The sequence below is a fragment of the Buttiauxella agrestis genome, from assembly GCF_900446255.1.
Classification (GTDB): Bacteria; Pseudomonadota; Gammaproteobacteria; order Enterobacterales; family Enterobacteriaceae; genus Buttiauxella; species Buttiauxella agrestis.
In genome coordinates this window covers 1350855-1376016 of sequence record NZ_UIGI01000001.1, presented here as the reverse complement: position 1 = coordinate 1376016, position 25162 = coordinate 1350855, and the positions used below count along the sequence as shown (strand labels likewise).

Sequence of the window (25162 nt, the reverse complement as noted above, 5' to 3'; positions counted from 1 at the left end):
TTGTGAGCAAATGAAGACGGGCCAAAAGGCCCGCCTGCACAGATTAATCTTTGTAAATGCTGAAATGTTCGCGGGCATCAATAAGCTGCGATTTGGTCAGCATGAACACGCCGTCTCCGCCGTTATCAAACTCAAGCCAGGTGAACGGCACGTCCGGATACTGGTCCATCAGATGTACCATGCTGTTTCCAACTTCACAAATCAGGACGCCGCCATCGGCGAGGTAATCCGGCGCACACGCCAGAATGCGACGCGCCAGTTTCAGGCCATCTGTACCCGCTGCTAAACCTAATTCCGGCTCGAAGCGGAACTCGCCTGGCAGGTCAGACATATCTTCCGCGTCCACGTAAGGTGGGTTAGTTACGATAATGTCGTACTGCACTTTTGGCAGGTCGCGGAACAGGTCGGAACGCATTGGCGTTACCTGGCTTTCCAGGCCGTGCTCGGCGATGTTTTGCTCGGCAACCGCCAGCGCATCAAGAGAAATATCCACCGCATCAACTTCTGCATTGTGGAATTCGTAAGCACAGGCAATAGCGATACAGCCGCTGCCGGTGCACATATCCAGAATGTGCTGCGGTTCGTTATCAAACAGGCCCGCAAAACGGTTGGTGATAAGCTCGCCAATTGGGGAGCGTGGAACCAGCACGCGTTCATCGACATAAAACTCGTGACCGCAGAACCAGGCTTTGTTGGTCAGATAGGCGACCGGGATGCGCTCATTGACGCGGCGAATCACACGTTCAACGATACGATGGCGCTCGCTTGGCGTCAGACGCGCAGTGCGCATATCTTCTGGAATATCCAGCGGCAGATAGAGACTTGGCAGCACTAACTGAACGGCTTCGTCCCACGGGTTATCCGTGCCGTGGCCATACCAGATGTTGGCGGCGCTAAAGCGACTGACTGCCCAGCGCAGCATATCCTGAATGGTATGCAGTTCATTCACTGCCTCATCGACGAAAATTTTATCCACGTTGCCCTCCGCAGGCCGTTCGCGCTAATTCAATAATCGATTAGTTTGCCATGAAGGCCGCGACAAATCAGCATTTCAATCACTGTCACTGCGGTGAAAATTGCGTTTTATTTAGCGATGGGCGACAAACCAGGTAAACTGGCGCTAATGCAGATGCGAGACGAGAAACAGATGAAGAAGAAAAATCCGCTCAGCGCTGACGATCAGAACCTTTTCCGTGATCTGATGAGCGGCACAAAAAAATTAACTCAGGACACCATTGTTCATCGCCCGATGCGTAAGAAAGTCCAGGAAGTTCCAGTGAAACGGCTGTTGCAGGAACAAGCCGATGCGAGTCATTACTTTTCAGACGAATTCCAGCCACGCCTGGCGACTGAAGGCCCGACACGTTATGTGCGCGAAGACGTCAGCCATTTTGAGTTGAAAAAAATTCGTCGCGGGGATTATTCGCCGGAATTGTTCCTCGATTTGCATGGCCTGACTCAGATGCAAGCGAAGCAGGAATTAGGCGCACTGATTGCGGCCTGTCGTCGCGAGCATGTGTTTTGTGCCTGTGTGATGCACGGGCATGGCAAACACGTTTTGAAGCAGCAAACGCCATTGTGGCTGGCGCAACATCCGCACGTGATGGCGTTTCATCAAGCACCAAAAGAATATGGTGGAGACGCTGCATTACTGGTTTTGATTGAAATCGAAGAGTGGATGCCACCGGAGCTGCCGTAGCATTATTTGCCGGATGACGTTGCACTTATCCGGCCTACGATGTTGATGTTGTAGGGAGTATCAACGGACAAATAAGAAGAGCCGCATTTCGCGGCTCTTTTTTCATGCTTACGGCAATTAAATAGCTTTAGCTACTTTCAAATTGCATGGACTCATTTGCCAGTTGAACACACCTTTGCCCGTTTCGGCATCCAGTGTGACATTAGCAATAGCCGAAGTGCTGAACATCGGCGGTGTCTCTTCCGGGCAAAGCTCAGACACCAGATAACCGACTAACGGCAGGTGAGAAATCACCAGCGCCGACTCAACCCCTTCATTTGCCAGGGCTTGCAGGTAGCAGCTCACCAGGCCCACATCGCCGCACGGCGTCAATTCCGGCAGAATGTCTTCTTTACCTGGAAGGGTCAGAGTTTCCCGCACTACATCCAGGGTTTGTTCGGCTCGCAGGTAAGGGCTCACCAGAACACGTTCGATATCTAACACCTGACCTTTCAACCAGGTCGCCATTACCCGGGATTCATCACAACCACATTGTGTGAGTGGACGTACCGAGTCGCTGGCAGCATCGAGTGCTGCGTCGCCGTGACGCATGATAAAAACTTGCATATTGCACCGCTTTTGTTAACCAGGAATGCTTGAATTCCCCTGAAACTTAAGAGGGGTAATTCAGCAGCCGGGCATTGTGCCTTATCCGTACATCGAATGAAACGCTGTTTTTTACCTCAATGGTGCAAGTATAGTCAATCACTGTTTAATAAGTGACCGGCCAGCATCCATTCACCGAGCCATATGTTGATGTTTCTTTGACTACAGTTTCATCTCCGGGGTTCACTTTGCCCAGAAATTTCGTTGCTCTTCCACCATTTGTAAAAGTCTGTCACAAGGGGCGAAACGCTCCCCGTATTGACTCGCCAGGCGCTGCAATTGCGCGACAACTTCACCCGCCCCCAAAGAATCCATATAGCGGAACGGGCCACCGAGGAACGGTGGGAAACCAATACCGAACACTGCACCGATGTCGCCATCGCGGGCACTGCGAATAACACCTTCATCAAGGCAACGCGCCGCCTCATTGAGCATCATCATCACGCAGCGTTGTGCAATTTCTTTTTCTGCCAGTTGTCCTGTTGGTGAAACACCTAGCAGCTTATAAATTGCAGGGTCGACCTGCTTTTTGCTTCTACTCCCTTTACCTGGATAAAGATAGAAACCGCGCCCATTTTTTCTACCTTTGCGATCGTCATTCAATATTGCTGCAATATTTTGCGGTGCAGCGAAACGATCCCCGTAAGCCTGCTGAAGTATAGGGCTAATTTTAGTCCCTACATCAATTCCCACCTCATCCAAAAGTTGGATTGGGCCGACAGGGAAACCAAACGCCACCAGCGCATTATCGATTTTGTCGACCGGCTCCCCTTCCACCAGGCATCGCATCGCTTCATTAACGTAAGGTGCCAGAATGCGGTTGACGTAAAACCCGGCACTGTCACCTACCACAATAGGCGTTTTGCCTTGTTTCTTCGCCAGCTGAACCGTTGTGGAAATCGTTTCCGCGCTGGTTCCCGCGTGAGGAATGACTTCTACCAGTGGCATTTTATCCACCGGGCTGAAGTAATGCAGACCGATCACCAACTCAGGGCGCACGGCGTTAGCCGCGATATCGGCAATCGGCAATGAAGAGGTGTTTGAAGCAAAAATAGTATGCGGTGCAGCATTTTGTTCAATCTCAGCGACCATTTTCTGCTTGAGCGCGAGATCTTCAAAAACGGCTTCCACGACAATGTCACGGTTATGGAAACCGTGATAATCGGTGCCACCGGAAATACGCGCCATTTCGCGCTGGCGTTCAATGGCTTTCAGATGGCGGCGACGCACTTTTTTATCCAGCAAATCCCAGCTGTATTTCAGCGCGTGGTTAATGCCTTCATTATTGATATCTTTAATACGCACCGGCAGCTTGCCTTTTGTCGCGGTGACAAACGCAATTCCTCCGCCCATCAAGCCGCCGCCCAGCACGCCTACCGCCTTGATTGGACGCGGCTGTGCATCCGCGCCGTGCTCTTTTTTAAGCTCGGTGCTGGCAAAGAATAGCCCACGTAACGCCGCCGATTGTGGCGTCATCGCTAATTCGCCAAACGCTTTCGCTTCTGATTCGTAGCCGCTAAAACTCCCCTGCCCGAGGCCGATTTTTATCACGTCGATAATGCGTTTCGTGGCGGGATAATTACCGCGCGTTTTTTGCTCGGTTTTTTTCTCCACCATGCTAAACAGCAATGAACGACCAAGCGGGCCTGCCAGAATGCGTTCCCGCACCGGTAATGTCCGAGAGGGTTGGCGGCCCTTTGCGACACGTTTAACCGCGGCGGCCAGTAAAATAGATTGCGGAACCACTTCATCGACCAGGCCCAGTTTCAGCGCCTGGCGCGGGCGTAACTGTTTACCCGTCAAAATCATATCCAGCGCATTACTGACGCCAATCAAACGCGGTAAACGCTGGGTGCCGCCGGAACCAGGCAATAAGCCAAGTTGCACTTCCGGCAAGCCAAGTTTGGTTTTTTCATCATCGGTACAAATGCGTGAATGACAGGCCAGGGCCAGCTCCAGCCCACCGCCGAGACACGCGCCATGAATAGCCGCCACAACCGGAATTGGTAGCGCCGCAATTTCTGCCATGATCTGTTGCCCCTGATGCGCCAGCGTTTGGGCTTCCAGCGCGCTCTGGCAGTTGGCAATCATGTTGATATCAGCGCCAGCAATAAAGTTGTCAGGTTTACCTGAAATAAATATCAACCCTTGCAGTGCCGTATTGTCGCGTACCTGTTTGATGATGTTATGGACTTCAGGGCCGAAAGAGGCTTTCAGCGTGTTCATCTTTTCGTCCGGCACATCGATGGTCACGACCGCGATATTGTCGAGGCGGATGTGTAAGTTGAAAGCGGAAATCTGTTCCATTATTCGGCCTCCAGAACCATAGCGGCACCTAGTCCACCCGCAGCACAGGCGGTCACTAACCCAAAACCACCGCCACGGCGACGTAATTCGTGCAATGTTTGCGTGATCATACGCGCCCCCGTTGCCGCGAACGGGTGCCCATAGGCAATCGAACCGCCCAGCACGTTAAATTTGGCATCATCGACTTCACCGGTCGCATGAGCGCGGCCTAATACGTCACGAGCAAAACGTTCGCTGGCGAGCATTTTCAGGTTAGCCAGCGTTTGTGCGGCAAAGGCTTCATGCATATCAAACAACGTCAGATCATTGAGAGTAATGCCTGCCCTTTCGAGCGCCAGCGGCGTTGCCCAGGCCGGGCCTAGCAGCATGTCTTGCCAGACATCTACCGCCGTAAACGCGTAACTGCGTAAGTAGCCCAACGGTTTCAAACCGAGTTCTTTGGCACGGGATTCCGTCATCATAATCACCGCAGCGGCACCATCCGTTAACGGCGTGCTGTTAGCGGCAGTGACGGTTCCGTGCTTGCGATCGAACGCCGGACGCAGCTTCGCGTAATCAGCAACCGATGAATTCTGACGCACGTTATTATCTTCGCTGAACGGTTGGCGATAAGGCGGGATAAATGCCGTCATGACCTCTTCCGACAATTTCCCCTCTTTCCACGCAATCGCGGCTTTGATGTGTGAGCGATGCGCTAACGCATCTTGCTGTTCACGGGTAATGCCATGGGTTTTCGCCATTTGTTCAGCGGTATCGCCCATTCGCAAACCGGTCGAATACTCGGCGACGGCTGGCGGGACAGGTAACAGGTCGCGCGGGCGTAAGCGGGAAAAGAGTTTCAATTTTTGCCCCAGGGTACGGGCTTTATTGGCATCGACCAGTACGCGCCCCAGTTTTTTGCTGACGCCTATCGGTAAAACAGACGACGAATCCGCACCACCCGCGATACCCGCGCGAATAGTCCCGGCCATTAAACTTTCGGCTACGTTCGCCACCGCCTGGAAACTGGTCGCACAGGCGCGACTCACACTGTATGCGTCGGTATGCACGCTCAAACCCGCACCAAGAACGATTTCGCGGGCGATGTTTGGCGCTTCCGGCATCTGCACCACCTGGCCGAAAACGAGCTGTTCGATAACTTCCGGGGGAATTTCGCTGCGTGCGAGCAGTTCACTGACCACCATGGTGCCAAGGTCAACTGCGGGAATACCGTGAAATGCCGTCGCCTGGCGAGCAAACGGTGTGCGTAAACCACTGACTATGGCAATGCGGTCACCCTGGCGGGTCACCAATGGAAGTGCCTGACTCATAACGCTCCCCTGTTTTCCCCTATGTCTATGAATCTCCAGCGGCATAGCTGTAACTTCATATTTCTGAGGAATAAAATTGTAAATGACCAATAGTGGTCAGACCTGATCACAGTTTTAACCAAAAAGTTACAATCAGCCAACCGGGGGACTAAAGAATTGGGAGGGGGAACACGCTTTAAGGAAGGATATTAAAGTGAAAGAAGGTGGATGACGCTTTCGCTTATCCACCCTACGGTTGGCACTTGTAGGTCGGATAAGCTTGCGCCATCCGACATTTTTACATTTAACGCAGGCCGAGCTGGAAGATCATCGTTTCAGCCTGGCAGCTGAAAGTAAAGTCGATATCCAAACGGATGCCATCAGCTTCTTCGGTGTAACGCGGAACAATCTGGCAAGGTTCTGATTCTGCTGCACGAGCCTTTTCACTCAGTGCTGCCAGGGTTTCGTCCGCTTCCGCTTTAGTGGCAAATACGCGGCTATAAGTGGCTGTGCAGTCGGTGTTATCGATGATGGAACCGACATCAATACAGCAGCAAACCGGGGTTTCATCAGCGGTGTTTTTACTCATTTTATGATTTCCTCTGTATTTCGCATTGAATAGGATTAAACAATTGCTGCCTATTTTACGCCCCCAGTTGAAGCGACTCCAGTCGTTAATCTTGTCAAAATCCCTAAGTGACCCAAATCACACTTAAAAATGATCTAAAACAAGATTCACCTGGTTTGCATAGTGACGCCGAACCCGATTTTGCCAGGCAGATCTCGTTTCGGCGATCAAATTTGAAAAATCTTAGATACAAACTTGCAACATACCATCTGGTCAGACCTATACTCTCGCCACTGGTCTGATTTCTCTGTAACAGATCAGCCCCTACTATTCGCGCTCCTGTTACGGTATGTAACATTGTTTGTATAAAAATAAATCCATTATGAGGTTTTGGTCATGAGCCAGAAAAACCTGTTTACAAAGTCAGCCCTAGCGGTTGCAGTGGCAATTGTCTCATCGCAGGCGTACTCAGCCGGCTTTCAATTAAACGAGTTCTCTTCCTCAGGCCTAGGCCGAGCTTATTCAGGGGAAGGTGCGGTCGCAGATAATGCGGGCTCCGCAAGCCGTAACCCTGCAACGATTATGATGTTTGACCGCCCGATGTTCTCTGGTGGTGCAGTATTCGTTGATCCAGACGTTAATATCTCTGGTACTTCTCCTTCAGGTCGCAGCACCGATGCAGATAACATTGCCCCGGTAGCATGGGTTCCAAACCTGCACTTTGTTGCACCTATTAATGAACAATTTGGTTGGGGTGCTTCTGTCACCTCTAACTATGGTCTGGCGACCGAGTTCAATAATAACTACACCGCAGGTTCTATGGGCGGTAAAACCGACCTGACGACCATGAACCTGAACCTCAGCGGCGCATACCGTTTAAACAACAACTGGAGCTTCGGTCTGGGCTTTGACGCTGTTTATGCGAAAGCGAAAATCGAGCGCTATGCGGGCGATTTAGGCCAAATCGTAGCCGGTTCTGGCGCACTGCCTCCTTCTCTGGCAGGCCCGGTTTCCCGTATTCCTTCCGATACCCAAATCGCGCACCTGAAAGGTGACGAATGGGGCTATGGCTGGAACGCCGGTATTCTTTATGAAATCGATAAAGACAACCGTTACGGCTTTACCTACCGTTCAGAAATCAAAATCGACTTCGACGGCGATTACAAGAGCAGCCTGCCTTCCGCTTATAACCCAATTTTGTCAAACTTTGGCTTACCAGCAGGCACCAACGGCCAAACCGTACCGGGTTCTCTGACGCTGAACCTGCCTGAAATGTGGGAACTGTCGGGTTATAACAAAGTCGCGCCACAATGGGCGATTCACTATAGCGTGACTTACACCAGTTGGAGTCAGTTCCAGGAGCTGAAAGCGACTGGCAACAATGGCCAGACACTGTTCTATAAAGATGAAAGCTTTAAAGATGCGTACCGTATTGCTTTAGGTACCACCTACTTTATGGATAAAAACTGGACCTTCCGTACCGGTATCGCATTTGACGATAGCCCGGTTCCAGCTGAAAACCGTTCAATCTCCATCCCGGATCAGGACCGCTTCTGGCTGAGTGCGGGTACCACTTACGCCTTTAACGATGATGCTTCCGTCGATCTCGGTGTGTCCTACATGCACGGTCAGCATGTTGAATTCACCGAAGGCCCTTACACCTTCAAGTCTGAAGGTAAAGCGTGGCTTTACGGCATGAACTTTAACTACGCATTCTAATCGTTAACAGCAACAAAAAAGGCGAAACCCAGGTTTCGCCTTTTTTTATGTCTTAAATATACCGAACTTACTGCGAGTCGATATCTTTCAGGTCATCTTCAATGGACGCCGCATTCGGATTCTCCTGCGGTGAAAGTTTCCCACCGTTTGCCAGGAAATCATGGCGCTGGAAGTAAGCTTCACGAACCAGAATATATGGGTCTGAAGATTGTTTGAGTAACCCTTCAGAATCCAGCAATTGCGCACGCGTTTCGATACCTTCAAGCGTCCACTTACCAATCGACATCCACCAGGTGAGCCAGGACAGAGGAGCATATAAATCATCTACCCACTCGCCGCCGTCTTCACGAATCGTAAAGCTACCGTATGCAGGTAACTGCACATATGGGCCGTAGCCAACGCCGTAATGCCCAAGTGTGGTACCGAAGCGGTTGGGTTCAACGCGTTGTAATTTCGGATTAGCCATACCGGCAACGTCGATGAAACCGCCCATGCCCAGCAAAGTGTTCAGGAAGAAACGGGTGAAATGCACCATCCCCTGATACGGATCGCCTTGCAGGAAATTGTTGACCATTGACGCAGGTTCTTCGAGGTTACTCGTGAAGTTACTTATCCCATTACGCGCAGGTTGCGGCACATAATCACGCCACACGACAGCAACCGGGCGCACGATATACGGATCCAACACATTGAAGTTGAAATCGTACATTGTCCGGTTGAACCCTTCTAATGGGTCCGAGCGCCCTTGCGGCTGTGTATCGGCCGAACTCGCACAGCCGACTAAAACGGTAGCGGCCAGTGCCAACCCGGTCAGGCGGAAATTCATATCTCTCTCCCTGTTATTATTGCTCTCCGCTCCCCGCTTTAGTGCCGTCGTTACCTGCCAACGCCGCTTTTGCCTGCTCGATGCTTCTTTGCACCACAGCCCGACGCTGATCGTTTACGGGTAAGACTTGCAACATGATTTGCCATGCACCAATCGCTTCGCGGTAATTCTGTTGTTCAAAAGCATTAAAAGCGAGCAAGCTTAATACGCGAACATTTGTATGATCCGCCTTAAGCAATTCACGCAAAAGATCCCCACCCAGTTGGTTATCCTGTGGGTCGCCGCTGCGGGTCAATACTTCAGCATAGCCCAGCTTTACATTACTGTTAGAGGGCGACAGTTTAAACGCATGTGCAAAGGCTTGTGTAGCGGTACTTGCATTATTGAGCACCATACCAATTCGCCCGAGCATCATCCAGCCCTCAATATTGTCAGGTTCCTGCTGCAAACGCGTGCGTAATCCAAGTCCGAGATCGGCCATTTCCGGCATATCTAGCGGTTTTGCCTGCGGATCTAAGGCGCGCTGCAAGAGTTGTGGCGTTTGTTCGGTGACTCTTTGCCAAGTCTGCACCTTCTTCCAGTCCGACGTTTTCAGATAAACGCCTACACTTACGGCAATCAAAACCACCGCTCCTGGGGCAAAAAACCAGAAATGGGCTTTTCGGGTGGCGGTTTGCTGTGCTTCGGTTTCCGACTCATCACTAAAATACACACGTCTTTTGCGGCTACGCACCACAATCACGCCCGCGCCGCCGAGAATAAACAACACCGGCAGAACCCACAGAATAATGGTGGCAGGCGTCAACGGCGGTTCATAAGTCACAAAATTACCGTAACGCTGCACCATATAGTCGATAATTTGCTGCTTCGTTTTCCCCTGCTGCATCAACTCATAGACTTTCAGACGCATATCAGAGGCGATCATCGCGTTAGAATCCGCAATGCTATTGTTCTGGCATTTCGGGCAGCGTAATTGCTCGGTGAGCTGGCGGAACTGCTGTTCCTGCGCTTCATCTTTAAACTGGAAAGTGTCTATTGCCGCCAGGACATTAAACGAGAACAGGAATGCGACGATCAGTAGCCATCCGCGTTTCATGCCCCGGCCTCCTTATTATATTTGTCCCACAGCGGTTTCAGCTCCTGCTGCCAGACGCGATCGTTGAGATCGCCCGCGTGGCGATAACGAATGATCCCTTTGCCGTCGATAAGGAACGTTTCCGGCGCGCCATAAACGCCTAAATCCAGCCCTAACATGCCGTTGCCGTCAAACAGACTCAGCGCGTAAGGGTTGCCAAGTTCATTGAGCCAGGTGATCGCTTTGCTGCGTTCGTCTTTATAATTCATCCCCACGACACGAATTCCCTGCGCTTTCAGCCCATTAAGAAACTGATGTTCAGCGCGGCAGGTCGGGCACCAGGTCGCCCACACGTTGAGGAGCAAAGGTTTGCCGTCAGTGAGCACCGCCTGGTCGTAAATCTTGCCTGGATTTTCGAGCGACTCAAGACGAAACACCGGTACGGGCTTCCCGACTAATGCCGATTCCAGGTTAGTGGGATCATCGCCCTGCGCGTTTCGCGCCAGTTGCCAAAGCAGCATCGCCGCCAATAGTAAAAACAGAGCGAGCGGGATAAATAATACTTTGCGATTCATGCAGCCTCCGGCACGTTTTTACGCTGGCGGTAACGCGGGTCAAACAAGCAGAACAACCCGCCAAGGGTCATCAAAATTCCGCCCATCCAGATCCAACGTACGAACGGTTTGTAATACAGGCGAACTGCCCAGCTTCCATCGTCTAACTCTTCGCCGAGTGCGGCATACAGATCACGCGTGACGCCGCCATCGATCGCCGCCTCGGTCATCATGGCGCGGTTACTGTTATAGAAGCGCTTTTCCGCATGCAGGGTGGCTTCATGCTTGCCATTGCGCGTCACGTCGATAATTCCCACGCCGCCGCGGTAGTTCGGGCCAGTCAGCTCATGCACATCGCGGAACACAAAGTGATACTGGTGAATGTCGATGCTATCGCCTGCTTTCATGCGCACATCGCGTTCGATGCTGTAGTTCTGACTAAACGCTATACCGACGACAGTCACCGCCAGCCCCAAATGCCCAAACACCATGCCCCAGTGGCTGCGCGGTAATTTCCATAAGCCTTTCAGCAAGCCGTGGCGATTTGTCGCCCGATCAAAAACTTCCATCAAAGCCAGCACAAACACCCAAATCGCCATCAATAAACCGACCACCGTCATGGCTTCGACGCGGTCTTGCATCAGCCACGGCAGCACCAACGAAAGCACAACGGTAATGGTCACGGCAATCGCCAGTCTTTTCACTAATTTTTGCGGTTCGTCGCGACGCCAGCGCACCAGCGGGCCAATGCCCAGCAACAGCGCGAACGGCGCCATGAGTGCCGTAAACATGGTGTTGAAGAACGGTTCGCCGATGGAAATACTGCCCAGCCCAAGCTGTTTGTGCACCAGCGGCAGTAACGTCCCGAGTAACACCACCAGCATCGCGGCAATCAATAACACATTGTTGCCGAGCAAAAATGATTCCCGCGACCACAAACTATTCCCAACGCGCGATCGCACTTTGCTGCCTTTCACCGCATACAACAGCAGCGAACCGCCAATCACAATCACCAGGAAGGCGAGGATAAACATGCCGCGTGCAGGGTCTGAGGCAAACGAATGCACCGAAACCAGCACGCCGGAGCGCACCAGGAAAGTGCCCAGCAGGCAAAGCGAGAATGCCGTAATCGCCAGCAACACCGTCCAGGCTTTAAAGCTGCCGCGCTTTTCCGTCACCGAAAGCGAGTGAATTAACGCCGTGCCCGCAAGCCACGGCATAAACGAGGCGTTTTCTACCGGGTCCCAGAACCACCAGCCGCCCCAGCCCAGCTCGTAATAAGCCCAGGCCGAACCTAAAACAATGCCGATGGTTAAAAATGACCAGGCGGCTAACGTCCACGGACGCGTCCAGCGCGCCCAGGCAGAATCGAGTTTCCCGGCCATTAATGCGGCAATAGAAAACGCGAACGCCACGGAGAAACCGACGTAACCCATATACAACAACGGCGGGTGGAAAATCAGCCCGATATCCTGCAACAGCGGGTTAAGGTCGCGTCCTTCAATCGGGAAGTCAGGCAACGTGCGGGTGAAGGGATTCGAGGTAAAAATGATAAACAGCAGGAAGCCGAAATTAATCATCCCCATCACCGCCAGCACGCGTGCCACCGCATCTTGCGGCATGCTGCGGCTAAATAACGCCACGGCAAACGTCCAGGCACTGAGCAGCAACACCCACAGCAGCAACGAGCCTTCGTGCGCGCCCCAGGTTGCGGCGACGCGATACCATACTGGCAACTCGCTATTGGAGTTATTCGCGACGTACAGTACCGTAAAATCGTTCACGACAAACGCATTCACCAGCACCAGGAAACTTGCGCACAGCGTGATGAATAACGCCCAGGCTAATGGCCGCGATGAGGCCATTAAACGCGAATCATTGCGCGCTACGCCCCACAGTGGGTAAACACTCAGTAACAATGACCAGCCCAGCGCCAGACAAAGCAAGAAACTGCCGATTTCTGGCATCATGAGGCGTTATCCTTGTAAGCCTGTGGCGCACGTTGGTGATTTTTATCCATCGCTTCTTTCACTTCCGGCGGCGTGTAATTTTCATCATGTTTCGCCAGCACTTCTTTCGCTTCAATACGGTTCCCAGTTTCGAACACACCCTGAGCGACCACGCCCTGCCCTTCGCGGAACAGGTCCGGCAAAATCCCGACGTAGCTGACATCCACCACACCGCTGGCATCGTAAAGTTTGAACGTCACTTTTAACGTCTGGTTGTCGCGTTTCACGCTGCCTGGCTGGACCATGCCGCCAACGCGTAAACGTTGCCCCACTTCGGGCAATTGATGGCTTTCACCTTTGCCATACAGAATTTCGCTCGGCGTATAGAAAAGGTCGATATTGCTGCGTAACGCATACAGCACCAGCGTGATAGTCAGCCCCAACCCCACCAGCACCGAAAGCGCCAGGTAAAGTCGATGTTTGCGACGAGTATTCATTCAGTTCCCTCTGCTTGTCGTGCCGCCTGAATCCGTTTTTCCCGTGCATGTTGGCGCGAGACAGAATTTAAAATCATGCGGCGCTGCATGCGGCTATGCACCACCAACAAGAATAATGGGATGACGGTCAACGCGACGGCGAGCCAGACGTAAAACGCATAACCCCCCATGGCGAAAAAATCTGCCCAGTTTAAAAATGCGCTCGTCATGCGTTTCTCCCTTTATTCGCCAGTTCCATTACCCACGGGCGGCGTTGTTCCTGAAGCAAAATGAGATTGCGTAAACGCATTAATGTCAGCGTGATGAACAGCATCAGGAAACCAAAAATGGTGAAGCGCAACGGCGTGCGCATAGCGGGGTCAATACTTTGCTGCATATTGGTGGAACCCTGATGCAGCGTATTCCACCACTCCACGGAGAAATGGATAATCGGCAAGTTCACCACGCCGACCAGCACCAGAATACCCGCCGCACGCCCGGCCAGACGGCGGTCGTCGAAGGCGTTATAGAGCGCAATCACGCCGATATACAAAAACAGCAGCACCAGCTCAGAAGTCAGGCGCGCATCCCACACCCACCAGGTTCCCCACATCGGTTTACCCCATGCGGAACCCGTCACCAGCGCAATAAAGGTGAACACCGCCCCCACAGGTGCCATCGCCGCCACGGCGAGGTCAGACATTTTCATCTGCCACACCAGGCCGATAAACGCCGCCACCGCCATCGAGCCGTAAATGCCCATCGACCAGATAGCCGCCGGAACATGAAGATACATGATGCGGTAGCTCTGACCTTGTTGATAATCGGCAGGAGCAAAACCAAAGCCCCAGACGCAACCGACCACCAGAAGTATCGCGCTGATGATGGCAAACCACGGAACCAAACGCCCGCATAGCAAGTAAAGTCGCTCGGGTTTAGCGAGCTGATGTAACCATTTCCACATAATCGTTGCTCACAAAATATCAACCAAATCGGATTTGAATTTTTAGGTCGGATAAGCAACGCGCCATCCGACATTTTTTAATTATTGAATACTCACTCGCAGCGCCGCCGCCGTAGCGAACGGGCTTAGCGTCGCGCTGCCCGCAAGCAGCGCACCAAGAATCGCCATATAACCATCCACCGGAAGATGCATTGATGCGGCGTCCATCGCAGCGGTGGCAAAAATCAGCAGCGGGATCGTCAACGGCAAGACCAGTAAACTCAGCAGCACGCCGCTACGCCGTAAACCCACCGTTAGCCCCACGCCCGGAGCACCCAGAAAACTCAATGTCGGCGTGCCAATAAGCAACGTCAGTGCCATCACCTGCCAGCCGTAAAAATCCATGCCTAACAGCAATGCGGCGAGTGGCGAAAGAATGAGCAGGGGTAAACCTGTCACCACCCAGTGAGCGGTCACTTTCGCTAACACCACCATTGGCAAAGGAATGGGCAACAGCATCAGTTGCTCAAGGGAGCCATCCTGAAAGTCATCGCGAAACAGTCTGTCCATCGCCAGTAACGACGCTAATAGCGCCGCCACCCAAATCACACCCGGTGCAATACGCGCCAGTAACTGCGGCTCCGGGCCAATTCCCAGTGGAAACAGCGTGATAACGATAAGAAAAAACCATAAAGGATTGGCGATTTCTGCCCCTTTGCGGAACACCACGCGCAGCTCATGCAGGAAAATTCGGCGCATCATGCCAGTTTCTCCTGCAAATGAATTTGACGAACATTGTTGGCTGCCAGCGGCTGATGAGTGGTGAGAATCACCATTCCGCCATTTTCGGCATGGTGTTCAAGCTTTCGTGTGAGTTTTGCAACGCCCGTCACATCGATGGCGGTAAATGGCTCATCCAGAATCCAGATTTTTTGCGAGCTTAACCACAAACGCGCGAGCGCCACACGACGTTGCTGCCCGGCGGACAGTTGATTGACCGGCACATCTTCAAAGCCCAGCAAACCCACTTCAGTAAGCGCTTGCCAACGTAGGGATTCCGCACTTTGCGCGTGATAAAAACTCAGATTTTCGAATGCGGTAAGAACCGTTTTAACTCCGGGCTGATGCCCAAGCCACAGCAGATCCTGATGATATTGATAACGAATGCGGGATAACGCTTCGCCCTGCCATTTAACTTCGCCCTCTTCTGCTTGCGCAAGTCCTGCCAAAATTCGTAGCAGCGACGTTTTCCCTGCGCCATTTTTGCCAGCGATTTGCACCATTTCACCCGGCAAAACGCTGAACGACAGCTCGCTAAATAACGTGCGGTCGTCGCGTACACAGGTCAGGTTAATCGCATCAAGCATTTTGAGGAGCCACTCCTTGTCTCGGGATGCAAAATCATAACACATCATAGGCTTTGCTCCAGTTGGGCTCGCGCCGCTGCGGTACTCCAAAAGAGGTAATCATCGGACACGAGATCAAAATTAAGTCGAATTAGTCTGTATCTCAGGGATGCGAGCCAAAAACCGCTACGCTTAGAAGTATTGCTAATTGGTGAGCGGCCTTAAAAATGGGTGAAGTTAAAGAAGAGAAAATTGATCAATCCACCGATGAAATTGAGGTCGAAAGTGACGAAAAAGATCACGGGGAAAAGATAGAAGTCGATGAGGAGCAGCTGCCATCGCGGGCCATGGCTATCCACGAACACATTCGCCAGGACGGTGAAAAAGAGCTGGAACGCGATGCGATGGCGCTGTTTTGGTCAGCCGTCGCCGCCGGGTTATCTATGGGCGCATCGCTGCTGGCAAAGGGGATATTTCACGTCAATCTGGAAGGCGTGCCGGGCAGTTTCTTACTCGAAAACCTCGGCTACACCTTCGGCTTTATCATTGTGATAATGGCGCGCCAGCAACTGTTTACTGAAAATACCGTGACCGCCGTATTGCCCGTGATGCATAAACCGACCGGCAGCAACTTCCTGTTATTAATGCGGCTGTGGGGTATGGTTTTACTCGGCAATATTATCGGCACCGGGCTTGCGGCTTATGCGTTTGAATATATGCCAATATTTGACGAGGAAACCCGGGACGCTTTCGTTTCTATCGGTATGGACGTGATGCATAACACGCCGGGCGAGATGTTCGCCAACGCGATTATTTCCGGCTGGATAATCGCCACCATGGTGTGGATGTTCCCGTCAGCGGGTGCAGCTAAAATCGTGGTGATTATCATCATGACCTGGCTGGTCGCGCTCGGGGATTTAACCCATATCGTGGTTGGCTCGGTGGAAATTCTGTACCTGGTCTTTAACGGCACCATCCACTGGAGCGAATTCTTCTGGCCTTTCGCCCTGCCAACCCTTGCCGGGAATATTTGCGGCGGCACTTTTATCTTCGCACTGATTAGCCACGCGCAAATCCGTAACGATATGAGCAACAAGAAGAAAGCCGAGGCGAAAGCGAAAGCAAAACGCCAGCGGGAAGTTGCAGGTGGCGATGAAGACGAAAACGGCAAAAAGCAGACTCGACGCACCTAAAACTGGTTACGATTCAGGCAATCAGCCTGTTTACCCCTTAACGGCAGGCCAAAAGCGGGTATACTGTGCCGCGCAATGCCCTAAATAATTCGAATTGTGGGTAGGCGGCAAAAGAACAAATCTCCAGGAGCTTACTTGAGTAAGTGACTGGAATTTGTGAATGCAGCCAACACCCCCACAATTTGAAGTATGACGGGCATTAGGTCCTCTTAGTTAAATGGATATAACAAGCCCCTCCTAAGGGCTAGTTGCAGGTTCGATTCCTGCAGGGGACACCATTTAAATACAACCTTCCGTTTACTCAAATCTATAAAACCCCAATAAATCAGCCTCCATAGCCACATTTTCGTGCCTCAACGCCTTCTCACATCCGCTTTTTGTAGGTCGGAAAAGCGTAGCGTCTTCCGACAATAAGGGGTAAATGCTGGGTGCTGCTGCCGCTTTTCCACCCTACAAATCCTGCCTTTATCTGTGTTTTGCGAGTCGCTTCGCACCTCAAAAATGTAACGCTGTAACCACCACCATTTTACTTGTCACCTGAAAACCTTCGGGCGTATTCTCTCTGTGCACCAGCAAAATCTGGTGTCGGGGGTGGAAACCCGGATTTAACAACGGCGACAATAGACTTTTCTGTTGTGGCAGCACCATCACACCTTTATCCTTATCAATGGTGTCGCTGGTGAGGCAACCTTATGGTTGGCCGGTTTCCGTTGTGTCCGGTATTTCCACCCTCATTAGCGTCACCGCCCCAGGAGCGTGGAAACTCTGGCGGTGATGATAGAAATCACACTACGGAGATCACCAACATGATGTCAGTTCAAACAATTTCTGAGGCGCAATGCGGCGGCGCCCTGTATTCCCAAATTTCCGCCAGCATGGATCTATTCCAGCTTCTCGACGTGTGCGAGTCACTTGCCGACGAGCTCATCGAATGCCATTCAGAAACTGAGCAACAGGCACTTTGCGGGCGAATCGCACATTGTCTGGAGGTGCTGAAAACGACTTTTGTCCAGCCACTGCCCGGCTACCTGGTCGAATCCCTCACCGTCGGAAAAGAAGTCAAAATACAGGTGAATAACGACTCAGAAATACAGCGCCAGTATTGCCATGCATTGACTCAAACATTATTAAGTCGCGCCCATACGCCTGAAGTTAACCGCGCCTTAACCGGCATGCTGTTTGATTTGATTAATGAACTGGTTGAAGACCTACAGGCGCCGCGCTTTCTGCGCGATTAAGTAGGGTTGTCTGACACAGCCTCGAAAATAAAAGGTATAATCTGCGGTATTACTTTATTGGATTTAGAAACGATCATGACAAAACTCACGTTACAAGAGCAGATGCTCAAAGCTGGATTAGTCAGCAGCAAAAAAATGGATAAAGTGCAGAGAACGGCTAAAAAATCGCGACTTCAGGCTCGCGAGGCAAGAGAGGCTGTGGAAGCCAATAAAAAAGCGCAAATTGAGCGCGATAAACTGCTGAGTGAACAACAAAAGCAGGCAACGTTATCTAAAGAATTAAAAGCTCAGATTAAACAGCTCATTGAAATGAACCGAATTGTTATTTCAAAGGGTGATATTGGATATAACTTCACCGATAATAATCTGATTAAAAAAGTGTATGTCGATAAAGTGACTCAGGCTCAATTAATTAATGGCCGCCTCGCTATTGCACGTCTGGTTACTGATAATAACCCAGAGGGCGAATACGCTATTATCCCCGCAAGCGTCGCCGATAAAATTGCGCAACGTGATGCCAGCAGCATTGTATTAAATAGCGCACTGAGCAAAGAAGCTCAGGATGAAGAAGATCCTTATGCTGATTTCGTCGTGCCTGACGATTTGATGTGGTAAAGATAATTGCCAGTCACATGACGTGGCAGGCATAAAATTACAGGGCAACAGAGTGACCCGTTGCCCTCATTACAAACCAGACTCAACAATTAATTACCCAAGACAGGCAATATATTTTTTACCTGAACGTCGCACGATCTCATCTGCGTTTTTGGTAATGTCTTTTCCTTCAAATGCCCCGTAGAGTTGCGCAAATTTCACATCACTCAGGCGGTGCGTAATATCGCTGACGGTCGCAGCCGATAGCGGCAGCATATTCGGGTAGCTCCACATGAAGGATACGGCATCTGCGCCCGGCGTGACCTGGAGAATGTCTCCGGAAAGCAGTACCCCTTCGCCTCGCGTCCAGTGAAGAACGCTGCCACCGGCGAAGTGCCCGCCGAGACGAATTAAACTGACATCAGCAGTCAGCTTAAGGGTGTCACCTTCCCAGAGAGTAATGTAAGGACTGTCGCGCATGATCCACTTGCTATCACTGGCATGCAGATATATTGGCGCGTCAAATTCAGCGGCCCAATCCTGCATAGTGGTGTAGTAATGTGGGTGTGAAATGGCGATGGCCTTTAAGCCACCGATTGCGGAAATCAGCGTTTTCGTCGCGTCGTCGAGATTAGCAATACAGTCCCACAGAATATTGCCTTCAGGCGTTCTCAGAATAAAAGCGCGCTGGCCAATCGCAAAATCTGGAATACTCTCGATGCTATAGAGGTTGCTCTCGAACTGTTTCCATTTGTTCGTATGCGCTGCTCTGACGGCGTCAAAATCGACCCATTTCTGCCCCGATACAGGAATATACTGCCGCTCGTCTTCGCAAATTTTACAATGTTCTGGATGGGAATCGGCTATCTCATAGGATGTGCCGCAGGCTTTGCATAAAGTGATCATTGCTGCTCCAGTATCCGATAAACATTGTCAGCCTGGCACAGCGATACATCACAATGTGTCAGTTAGTGCTTCCAGCCGCCTGTATCGGGTATCATTCAGCCCCAACATTCCTGATAACTGCTGTGGCTACTGGTATGAATCTCAATCGCTTCTGTTATTTTCTGCTGGCTTTAGCGGCTGCGGGAAGCCTATTTACGCCACACCCCTGGGTCATGTGGCTCCTGCTCGTCAACATGCTGACGATGGTAGTTTACGGCGGGGATAAAATGGCGGCCCGCAAGGCCTGGCGCAGAGTTCCTGAATTTACCTTGCTGATGTTTGGGTTGGTGGGAGGATGGCCTGGCGCGATTGCGGGTCAACAACTCTTCCGCCATAAAACACAAAAGCAGCCTTTTAAAACCTATTTTATCGTCAGTGTGATGTTGAATATCTCAGCGCTGGTGGCGGCTTATCAGCTTTATCCGTTTTCTTCTTTTTTCACTTCCTGAACATTAACCCTGGTCACAGGTTGTTGAAAATACCTCAGCCTGAATGACATTAGCCCTAATCCCAACCCCAAATTTATTTTTAAACGTTTCTCTTGCGCCCAAAGCACAAACTGCACTTATTAAAACATTTCTATTCCGTACCCTCGCGCCCTCCTCACTCTGGATTGAATAATCCCAACGCTTTGAAGCAACTGCATCTATATTTTTTATGCGACCTATTTTAGATGGAGATAACCATGAAACAGCAAATACCTGGTTTTAAAAAAAGTACGGTAGCAGGCCAATGAAGAAAATCACCCTTTTATGCTCCGGGCTGCTGTTCTCTTCGTTCAGTCACGCCAGTGCGCTCTATTTTTACGAAATCGGTACTGAAGACACGGCTCTTGCAGGTGCCGGGCAAGCCGCTCGCGCTGGCGATGCCTCAACAATTGTGACTAACCCGGCGGGCATGACGCGTCTACCCGACCATATATTTACCGGCGGCGTGCAGGCGTTAGGCGGAAATATTGATTACCAACTGGATAATTCATCACAGCAAAGTCCGGGCAACGTCATGAATGTCATGCCCAACGCGAGTGGATTCTACAGCCAGAAAATTAATGACGATTTGTACGCCGGCATTGGGTTATACGGCAATTACGGTTTAGGGATCGATTTCGGTAATTGGGCTGGCGACCGCTTAATCAAAAAAAGCACGTTGATGGCAATGACGCTGAGTCCTTCCCTCGCCTACAAATTAAACGATCGCGTTTCGGTGGGCGCTTCTGCCAACATCAATTACGGCTTTCTGTCATTAACCCGCAACGTTGATGGCGGGGACGATAAACAAAAAGATCATGACTGGGCGATGAGTTATCGCCTCGGGTTATTGATGGAGTTGACTGACCAGACTCGCGCGGGCGTGACCTGGAATAGCGAAACTCAATACGATTTCAGCATCGACGGCAAGGCCCGTCTGCCTAACCTGCCCAACGTGCAGTACGACTTGCCAATCACTGCGCAAGTGAATGCGCCGCAGCAAATCATGTTGAGTCTGGTGCACGATCTCAATAAACAGTGGTCGGTGATGGGAGATTTGGGCTGGCAGGACTGGAGTCGCTTTGGCGCACCCCAGGTGAGCGTTGTCGGCCAGCCGCTCGATAAAACCAATCGGATGAAAGATACCTGGCATACCGCGCTCGGCGTGCAATATCGCCCGACGGATCAGTGGCGTCTGAATGCGGGTGTCGCATTTGATAGCACGCCGTACGATAGCCAGAGCAACGTGGCGATGACCATTCCAACCGGCGATGAGTGGCGCTTTGCCACGGGGGCGCAATACCAGTTAACCACGGCCAGCAACGTGGGTTTTGCGGTGGAATATTTGCATATGCAATCCTCTAAAACCCAGACGCCAGAAATACTTCAGGGCAGCTACGACCACCCATATCTTTGGTTTGCGAGTGTGAACTACAGCTATCAGTTCTAAACTTCACTTAGCGTCATCCGACACAACCGGCGTAACTTTGTCAGCATTCAGGAGGCGACGAGCAACTTATGACATTTCCGTTACCCGGCGCCTTTATTCTGCTGGGAGCGTTGCTCTCCAGCCCGCTGTGCTTTGCTTTAGACGGCAGCCGTCTTAAGCATCGGGCAGATGCCGTGCTCACCCTGATGAGTTACACGGTGGTGCCCGACATTACCGCCAGCGACCTGAATGTCGACAGCGGAACCAGCGAAAGTAATGAGCTGACCATTACCCAATTTGGTGGCGGCGCCACTATGAGCCAAAGTTTTCCCATTTATCTTGAAGGAGCAATGAGCTACAGCCGCTATGACCCTCAATTTGTTCTGACCAACGGCGAAGAAAGCCGCAAAATCCCGACCCGCTGGAACAGTCTGACCGCTACCGGTGGCATTGGCTGGGATTTTCACCTGTACAAAGATAAATGGGGCGGAAATCTGGTGTTGCGCCCAATTGGTAATGTGATGCTGGGCACCATGGCGAGTGATTTACGCATTGGCACCTACCTGGTGGAACAGCGTCTGGACGATGATTTTAAATTTCTTGATGGCGGCCGACTCAATGCCTATGGCCTCGGCGGTGCGTTGATGCTCGATTACGAGTTATTTTCTAAACCTCAGGATATCGATATTGAGTTACGCTACTCCGCGATGAGCCTGCAATCATTTGGCAGTACTACAAAAACCGTCCAGGGCCAGGCGAGTGCCGAAAACCTCGGTATTTATCTGCGTCGTCGTGCGCCGATTTCTGACTGGACGTTACTGCAAAAACCGCTTCGCTATGTTCTGGAGGGCGCACATACCGAATATCTTGGTGAACAACGGGGGCAACTCGGCTTTAACAGCTTGTCATCAGTGGGGGTTGGCCTGGAGCTTGATAGCAGCGAGTACCGCGTTTTTGTTACCCGCACACGCCTCGTTGCACGTTATATGTTTGGCGATAACACCACGGGTTACGGCATCGGTCTGGCAATGAGTTTTTAAGAACTCTGGATACAATAAACACTTTTGGGAAACCCAATGAGACGACAGCCACATTTTGCGCCTGCACGCTTTGCGACCGCCTTTTGCCCCCTGCTATTGCTCAGTTCACTGGCACACGCCGAGGTTGATCTCGGTTCTTTAGAACTATTCGCCAAAGACAACACCACCAGCCCTATTCCAAAAGGTCTGGTGCTGGGCGGCGCGGTCATTAACGGTACGGCACGCTACGAAGCACAAAAGAACGAAACCTACGTGATCCCCGGCGCATTCTATTTTGGCAATAACCTGATGTATCTTGGCGACCGTGCCCGCTACTACTTTCATCTGGACGATACAACAGCGGCCTATGCTTACGGCCGATTTCGTTTTGGCAATCTTGATCCCGATGATGAAGACGAATTTGACGGCATGGACAAACGAAAATCGGAGTTTGAAGCCGGTGTCGGCGGTACTCTCATCACACCTTACGCATTACTCAGCGCAAGGATCAGCTCCGATGTCACCGGGCGCAGTAACGGCCAGGAATTACTGTTGTGGGCTGATTTCCCGATAGTTAAAGGTAAATTACTCATCATGCCCGGCATGGGGATGATGATCCGCAGCTCGAATATGGCCAATTATTACTTCGGTGGCATTTCGAAAAACGAAGCCACAGCCAGTCGCCCGGCATGGGATACAGGAACGACCTTCTCGCCAATGACGGCGTTGATTACCAGCTATCGTTTTAGTTCGAAATGGGTGGGGATGTTTGCGGCCAATTACGAGTTTTATGATAAAGATATTGCCGACAGCCCTATCGTTCAGCACAACGGGGAGTTGTACGCGACCGTTGCGGTCGGCTATATCTGGTAATCTATTATTTTCAGATTTGTAAAAACGGCATTGAACGCCAAAGGGAAACCGCCATGCTTAAAGAAAACTTCAGTGAACTTCAGATTTTCCTTGTCGTGGCGCGGGAAAAAAGTTTCACCAAAGCGGCGGGGAAACTGGGTGTTTCGCAGTCAGCGTTAAGCCATGCGATAAAAGCGCTGGAAGAACGACTCAATGTTCGGTTACTGACGCGCACCACGCGCAGCGTTGCGCCGACGGAAACCGGTGAGCGTATTATTGCCTGCCTCGAACCACGCCTTGCGGAGCTTGAGTACGAACTCGAAGGCATTCTGCAACTGCATGACAGTGCCTCTGGCAACCTACGGCTTTCTGCCGGGGAACATTCAGCGCGTAAGTTGCTGTGGCCAAAACTAAAACCATTTCTTAAAGCCTACCCGGAGATCAATGTTGAATTAGTCGTCGATAACGGCTTTGTTGATATTGTCGAGGGGCGGTTTGATGCCGGGGTCCGTTTGGGCGAAAGCGTAGATAAAGATATGGTCGCCGTCAGAATTGGGCCGGATATGCGTATGCTGGTCATCGGTTCGCCGGAATATCTGGCGTCACAAGGTATGCCGCAAACACCGCACGATTTACAGCACCATCGCTGCATTAACATGCGTTTGCCCACCGCAGGCGGCTTGTATCACTGGGAGTTTGAGAAAGATGGCAAGCCGCTGCGGGTGCGCGTTGAAGGGCAACTGACCTTTAACTTGCTATCAGAAAGAATCGATGCCGTATTATCCGGTTTTGGGCTGGCCTGTGTCCCGGACGATATGGTCCAGGAAGAACTAAAATCCGGAGCGCTGGTTCAGGTTCTGGAAGAGTGGTGCCCGACATTTCCGGGCTATTACCTTTACTACCCGAGCAGAAAACAGCACCCGCCCGCTTTCGCCCTGCTTATTGATGCGTTGCGTTTTTCCGAATAAGCGGTTTTGTCGGATGACGCTGCCGCTTATCCGGCCTACGAGGGATTTTTCATACGTCTCAGGTTAGCGCCCGACGCGCGCCTGCATAGCGGCAGGATAGCGTTCGCCGACGATTTTCACCGTTTCCAACGCCTGGGTGATTTTGCGTAAATCATCCGCCGCCAGCGTGATATCTACAGCCGCCATGTTTTCTTCCAGGCGATGCAGTTTGGTAGTTCCCGGAATCGGCACAATCCATGGTTCCTGAGCGAGCAACCACGCAAGCGCGATTTGCGCCGACGTCACGCCTTTTTCATCTGCCAGTTCAGTCAGCAAAGAAACCAGTTTTTCATTGGCTTGTATCGCTTCGGCGGCAAAACGCGGCACTTTGCTGCGGAAATCATCCTCACCAAAAGTGGTGCCGGATTTAATTGCACCGGTTAAGAACCCTTTGCCCAGTGGGCTAAACGGCACAAATCCAATCCCCAGCTCTTTGAGCAGCGGCAGGATTTCCTGCTCAGGCTCTCGCCACCACAGAGAATATTCGCTTTGCAGCGCAGCCACGGGTTGCACCGCGTGAGCGCGACGAATGGTCTGAGCGCCCGCTTCGGATAAACCAAAGTGTTTCACTTTGCCTTCGCTAATCAAATCTTTCACCACACCCGCCACGTCTTCGATTGGCACGTCCGGGTCAACACGGTGCTGATAAAGCAGGTCAATGACGTCAGTCTTCAGGCGGCGCAGCGACCCTTCTACCGCTTTGCGGATATGTTCCGGGCGGCTGTTCAAAATCTGCTGTTTATTATCGTCGCCAAAGGTGAAGCCAAATTTGGTCGCAATCACTACGCGGTCGCGGAAAGGTTTTAACGCTTCACCCACCACGTCTTCGTTCAGGTACGGGCCGTAAACTTCGGCAGTATCAAAAAATGTGACACCACGTTCAACGGCTGCGCGGATTAACTCTATCGCCTGGCGGGTATCCGTTGCCGGGCCGTAGCCATGACTCAGCCCCATGCAGCCGAGGCCGAGCGCGCTGACTTCAAGACCAGAATTACCGAGATAGCGCTTTTGCATACTCATTT

Annotated in this window: 26 protein-coding genes and 1 tRNA gene; 11 read left to right on the top strand and 16 right to left on the bottom strand. The window is 51.6% G+C overall.

The window, feature by feature from the left end; genetic code table 11:
• Positions 1-43 precede the first annotated feature (43 nt).
• Positions 44-976, bottom strand: a complete 933-nt coding sequence (gene prmB, locus DY231_RS06520; RefSeq protein ID WP_115627706.1) for a 50S ribosomal protein L3 N(5)-glutamine methyltransferase — start codon at positions 974-976, stop codon at positions 44-46.
• A gap of 171 nt (positions 977-1147) precedes the next feature.
• Here prmB and smrB point away from each other — a divergent pair, with 171 nt between their 5' ends.
• Entirely contained in the window at positions 1148-1699 is a 552-nt protein-coding gene (gene smrB, locus DY231_RS06515) for an endonuclease SmrB (RefSeq protein ID WP_115631779.1), read from the top strand.
• Positions 1700-1816: 117 nt separating this feature from the next.
• Here the strand turns inward: smrB and sixA are convergent, their stop codons facing one another.
• From sixA to DY231_RS06495, 4 genes are all read right to left on the bottom strand, one after another.
• On the bottom strand, positions 1817-2305 hold the full coding sequence (gene sixA, locus DY231_RS06510) for a phosphohistidine phosphatase SixA (protein WP_034497333.1): 489 nt from the start codon (positions 2303-2305) through the stop codon (positions 1817-1819).
• Between the two features lie 222 nt (positions 2306-2527).
• A complete protein-coding gene (gene fadJ / locus DY231_RS06505; RefSeq protein WP_115627705.1) occupies positions 2528-4651 on the bottom strand; it encodes a fatty acid oxidation complex subunit alpha FadJ in 2124 nt (707 codons plus the stop codon).
• Complete coding sequence (gene fadI / locus DY231_RS06500) at positions 4651-5961, bottom strand: acetyl-CoA C-acyltransferase FadI (protein ID WP_115627704.1); 1311 nt, start codon at positions 5959-5961, stop codon at positions 4651-4653. The genes fadJ and fadI overlap by 1 nt, the downstream gene beginning before the upstream one ends.
• A gap of 283 nt (positions 5962-6244) precedes the next feature.
• Positions 6245-6529, bottom strand: coding sequence for a YfcZ/YiiS family protein (locus tag DY231_RS06495; RefSeq protein ID WP_034497340.1), 285 nt, complete (start codon positions 6527-6529; stop codon positions 6245-6247).
• 375 nt (positions 6530-6904) lie between these two features.
• Between DY231_RS06495 and fadL the strand changes: the two genes are divergently transcribed.
• Positions 6905-8227 carry a long-chain fatty acid transporter FadL gene (fadL, locus tag DY231_RS06485; RefSeq protein ID WP_172588660.1) on the top strand — a complete coding sequence of 441 codons (1323 nt, stop codon included), beginning with the start codon at positions 6905-6907 and terminating at the stop codon, positions 8225-8227.
• 67 nt (positions 8228-8294) lie between these two features.
• Here the strand turns inward: fadL and mlaA are convergent, their stop codons facing one another.
• The 9 genes from mlaA to ccmA all read right to left on the bottom strand — a co-directional run bounded on the left by mlaA (position 8295) and on the right by ccmA (position 15417).
• Positions 8295-9053, bottom strand: coding sequence for a phospholipid-binding lipoprotein MlaA (gene mlaA, locus DY231_RS06480; RefSeq protein ID WP_115627701.1), 759 nt, complete (start codon positions 9051-9053; stop codon positions 8295-8297).
• Positions 9054-9069: 16 nt separating this feature from the next.
• Positions 9070-10149 (bottom strand): cytochrome c-type biogenesis protein CcmH, encoded by a 1080-nt coding sequence (locus DY231_RS06475; protein ID WP_115627700.1) that lies wholly within the window; start codon positions 10147-10149, stop codon positions 9070-9072.
• The gene (gene dsbE, locus DY231_RS06470; RefSeq protein ID WP_115627699.1) at positions 10146-10703 is read right to left on the bottom strand and encodes a thiol:disulfide interchange protein DsbE; all 558 of its coding nucleotides are present in this window, start codon (positions 10701-10703) and stop codon (positions 10146-10148) included. The genes DY231_RS06475 and dsbE overlap by 4 nt, the downstream gene beginning before the upstream one ends.
• Positions 10700-12652, bottom strand: a complete 1953-nt coding sequence (locus DY231_RS06465; protein ID WP_115627698.1) for a heme lyase CcmF/NrfE family subunit — start codon at positions 12650-12652, stop codon at positions 10700-10702. Before DY231_RS06465 ends, dsbE begins: the two co-directional genes overlap by 4 nt.
• A complete protein-coding gene (gene ccmE, locus DY231_RS06460) occupies positions 12649-13128 on the bottom strand; it encodes a cytochrome c maturation protein CcmE (protein WP_115627697.1) in 480 nt (159 codons plus the stop codon). Before ccmE ends, DY231_RS06465 begins: the two co-directional genes overlap by 4 nt.
• Positions 13125-13337 carry a heme exporter protein CcmD gene (gene ccmD / locus DY231_RS06455; RefSeq protein ID WP_034497353.1) on the bottom strand — a complete coding sequence of 71 codons (213 nt, stop codon included), beginning with the start codon at positions 13335-13337 and terminating at the stop codon, positions 13125-13127. The genes ccmE and ccmD overlap by 4 nt, the downstream gene beginning before the upstream one ends.
• Positions 13334-14071 (bottom strand): heme ABC transporter permease, encoded by a 738-nt coding sequence (locus DY231_RS06450; RefSeq protein ID WP_115627696.1) that lies wholly within the window; start codon positions 14069-14071, stop codon positions 13334-13336. The genes ccmD and DY231_RS06450 overlap by 4 nt, the downstream gene beginning before the upstream one ends.
• An 81-nt stretch (positions 14072-14152) precedes the next feature.
• The gene (gene ccmB, locus DY231_RS06445; RefSeq protein ID WP_034497357.1) at positions 14153-14812 is read right to left on the bottom strand and encodes a heme exporter protein CcmB; all 660 of its coding nucleotides are present in this window, start codon (positions 14810-14812) and stop codon (positions 14153-14155) included.
• Positions 14809-15417 (bottom strand): cytochrome c biogenesis heme-transporting ATPase CcmA, encoded by a 609-nt coding sequence (ccmA, locus tag DY231_RS06440; RefSeq protein WP_115627695.1) that lies wholly within the window; start codon positions 15415-15417, stop codon positions 14809-14811. Before ccmA ends, ccmB begins: the two co-directional genes overlap by 4 nt.
• A gap of 206 nt (positions 15418-15623) precedes the next feature.
• Here ccmA and DY231_RS06435 point away from each other — a divergent pair, with 206 nt between their 5' ends.
• The 4 genes from DY231_RS06435 to DY231_RS06420 all read left to right on the top strand — a co-directional run bounded on the left by DY231_RS06435 (position 15624) and on the right by DY231_RS06420 (position 18442).
• Complete coding sequence (locus tag DY231_RS06435; protein ID WP_115627694.1) at positions 15624-16589, top strand: formate/nitrite transporter family protein; 966 nt, start codon at positions 15624-15626, stop codon at positions 16587-16589.
• A 203-nt stretch (positions 16590-16792) separates the two neighbouring features.
• Positions 16793-16867, top strand: a tRNA-Arg gene (locus DY231_RS06430).
• A gap of 528 nt (positions 16868-17395) precedes the next feature.
• Positions 17396-17827 (top strand): hypothetical protein, encoded by a 432-nt coding sequence (locus tag DY231_RS06425; RefSeq protein WP_256682645.1) that lies wholly within the window; start codon positions 17396-17398, stop codon positions 17825-17827.
• A 75-nt stretch (positions 17828-17902) separates the two neighbouring features.
• Positions 17903-18442, top strand: coding sequence for a DUF2058 domain-containing protein (locus tag DY231_RS06420; protein ID WP_115627693.1), 540 nt, complete (start codon positions 17903-17905; stop codon positions 18440-18442).
• A 93-nt stretch (positions 18443-18535) separates the two neighbouring features.
• Here DY231_RS06420 and DY231_RS06415 read toward each other — a convergent pair whose 3' ends face one another.
• Positions 18536-19327 carry an MBL fold metallo-hydrolase gene (locus DY231_RS06415; RefSeq protein ID WP_115627692.1) on the bottom strand — a complete coding sequence of 264 codons (792 nt, stop codon included), beginning with the start codon at positions 19325-19327 and terminating at the stop codon, positions 18536-18538.
• A 134-nt stretch (positions 19328-19461) separates the two neighbouring features.
• On the opposite strand from DY231_RS06415, the gene DY231_RS06410 reads away from it, so the two are divergent.
• From DY231_RS06410 to DY231_RS06390, 5 genes are all read left to right on the top strand, one after another.
• The gene (locus tag DY231_RS06410; RefSeq protein ID WP_115627691.1) at positions 19462-19815 is read left to right on the top strand and encodes a DUF1294 domain-containing protein; all 354 of its coding nucleotides are present in this window, start codon (positions 19462-19464) and stop codon (positions 19813-19815) included.
• A 283-nt stretch (positions 19816-20098) separates the two neighbouring features.
• Complete coding sequence (locus DY231_RS06405) at positions 20099-21283, top strand: OmpP1/FadL family transporter (protein ID WP_115627690.1); 1185 nt, start codon at positions 20099-20101, stop codon at positions 21281-21283.
• Between the two features lie 68 nt (positions 21284-21351).
• Positions 21352-22302: a hypothetical protein gene (locus DY231_RS06400; protein WP_115627689.1), complete on the top strand. Its 951-nt coding sequence runs from the start codon at positions 21352-21354 to the stop codon at positions 22300-22302.
• Between the two features lie 36 nt (positions 22303-22338).
• Positions 22339-23154: a MipA/OmpV family protein gene (locus DY231_RS06395; RefSeq protein WP_115627688.1), complete on the top strand. Its 816-nt coding sequence runs from the start codon at positions 22339-22341 to the stop codon at positions 23152-23154.
• A 53-nt stretch (positions 23155-23207) separates the two neighbouring features.
• Positions 23208-24101, top strand: a complete 894-nt coding sequence (locus tag DY231_RS06390) for a LysR family transcriptional regulator (RefSeq protein ID WP_115627687.1) — start codon at positions 23208-23210, stop codon at positions 24099-24101.
• A gap of 63 nt (positions 24102-24164) precedes the next feature.
• Here DY231_RS06390 and DY231_RS06385 read toward each other — a convergent pair whose 3' ends face one another.
• The gene (locus DY231_RS06385; protein WP_115627686.1) at positions 24165-25154 is read right to left on the bottom strand and encodes an aldo/keto reductase; all 990 of its coding nucleotides are present in this window, start codon (positions 25152-25154) and stop codon (positions 24165-24167) included.
• Positions 25155-25162: the final 8 nt, after the last annotated feature.

Bases quoted from the DNA above. Each gene is read 5' to 3' on its own strand.
- smrB (WP_115631779.1), top strand. From the start codon at position 1,148: ATGAAGAAGAAAAATCCGCTCAGCGCTGACGATCAGAACCTTTTCCGT.
- sixA (WP_034497333.1), bottom strand. From the start codon at position 2,305: ATGCAAGTTTTTATCATGCGTCACGGCGACGCAGCACTCGATGCTGCC.
- fadJ (WP_115627705.1), bottom strand. From the start codon at position 4,651: ATGGAACAGATTTCCGCTTTCAACTTACACATCCGCCTCGACAATATC.
- fadI (WP_115627704.1), bottom strand. From the start codon at position 5,961: ATGAGTCAGGCACTTCCATTGGTGACCCGCCAGGGTGACCGCATTGCC.
- DY231_RS06495 (WP_034497340.1), bottom strand. From the start codon at position 6,529: ATGAGTAAAAACACCGCTGATGAAACCCCGGTTTGCTGCTGTATTGAT.
- fadL (WP_172588660.1), top strand. From the start codon at position 6,905: ATGAGCCAGAAAAACCTGTTTACAAAGTCAGCCCTAGCGGTTGCAGTG.
- mlaA (WP_115627701.1), bottom strand. From the start codon at position 9,053: ATGAATTTCCGCCTGACCGGGTTGGCACTGGCCGCTACCGTTTTAGTC.
- DY231_RS06475 (WP_115627700.1), bottom strand. From the start codon at position 10,149: ATGAAACGCGGATGGCTACTGATCGTCGCATTCCTGTTCTCGTTTAAT.
- dsbE (WP_115627699.1), bottom strand. From the start codon at position 10,703: ATGAATCGCAAAGTATTATTTATCCCGCTCGCTCTGTTTTTACTATTG.
- DY231_RS06465 (WP_115627698.1), bottom strand. From the start codon at position 12,652: ATGATGCCAGAAATCGGCAGTTTCTTGCTTTGTCTGGCGCTGGGCTGG.
- ccmE (WP_115627697.1), bottom strand. From the start codon at position 13,128: ATGAATACTCGTCGCAAACATCGACTTTACCTGGCGCTTTCGGTGCTG.
- ccmD (WP_034497353.1), bottom strand. From the start codon at position 13,337: ATGACGAGCGCATTTTTAAACTGGGCAGATTTTTTCGCCATGGGGGGT.
- DY231_RS06450 (WP_115627696.1), bottom strand. From the start codon at position 14,071: ATGTGGAAATGGTTACATCAGCTCGCTAAACCCGAGCGACTTTACTTG.
- ccmB (WP_034497357.1), bottom strand. From the start codon at position 14,812: ATGATGCGCCGAATTTTCCTGCATGAGCTGCGCGTGGTGTTCCGCAAA.
- ccmA (WP_115627695.1), bottom strand. From the start codon at position 15,417: ATGCTTGATGCGATTAACCTGACCTGTGTACGCGACGACCGCACGTTA.
- DY231_RS06435 (WP_115627694.1), top strand. From the start codon at position 15,624: ATGGGTGAAGTTAAAGAAGAGAAAATTGATCAATCCACCGATGAAATT.
- DY231_RS06425 (WP_256682645.1), top strand. From the start codon at position 17,396: ATGATGTCAGTTCAAACAATTTCTGAGGCGCAATGCGGCGGCGCCCTG.
- DY231_RS06420 (WP_115627693.1), top strand. From the start codon at position 17,903: ATGACAAAACTCACGTTACAAGAGCAGATGCTCAAAGCTGGATTAGTC.
- DY231_RS06415 (WP_115627692.1), bottom strand. From the start codon at position 19,327: ATGATCACTTTATGCAAAGCCTGCGGCACATCCTATGAGATAGCCGAT.
- DY231_RS06410 (WP_115627691.1), top strand. From the start codon at position 19,462: ATGAATCTCAATCGCTTCTGTTATTTTCTGCTGGCTTTAGCGGCTGCG.
- DY231_RS06405 (WP_115627690.1), top strand. From the start codon at position 20,099: ATGAAGAAAATCACCCTTTTATGCTCCGGGCTGCTGTTCTCTTCGTTC.
- DY231_RS06400 (WP_115627689.1), top strand. From the start codon at position 21,352: ATGACATTTCCGTTACCCGGCGCCTTTATTCTGCTGGGAGCGTTGCTC.
- DY231_RS06395 (WP_115627688.1), top strand. From the start codon at position 22,339: ATGAGACGACAGCCACATTTTGCGCCTGCACGCTTTGCGACCGCCTTT.
- DY231_RS06390 (WP_115627687.1), top strand. From the start codon at position 23,208: ATGCTTAAAGAAAACTTCAGTGAACTTCAGATTTTCCTTGTCGTGGCG.
- DY231_RS06385 (WP_115627686.1), bottom strand. From the start codon at position 25,154: ATGCAAAAGCGCTATCTCGGTAATTCTGGTCTTGAAGTCAGCGCGCTC.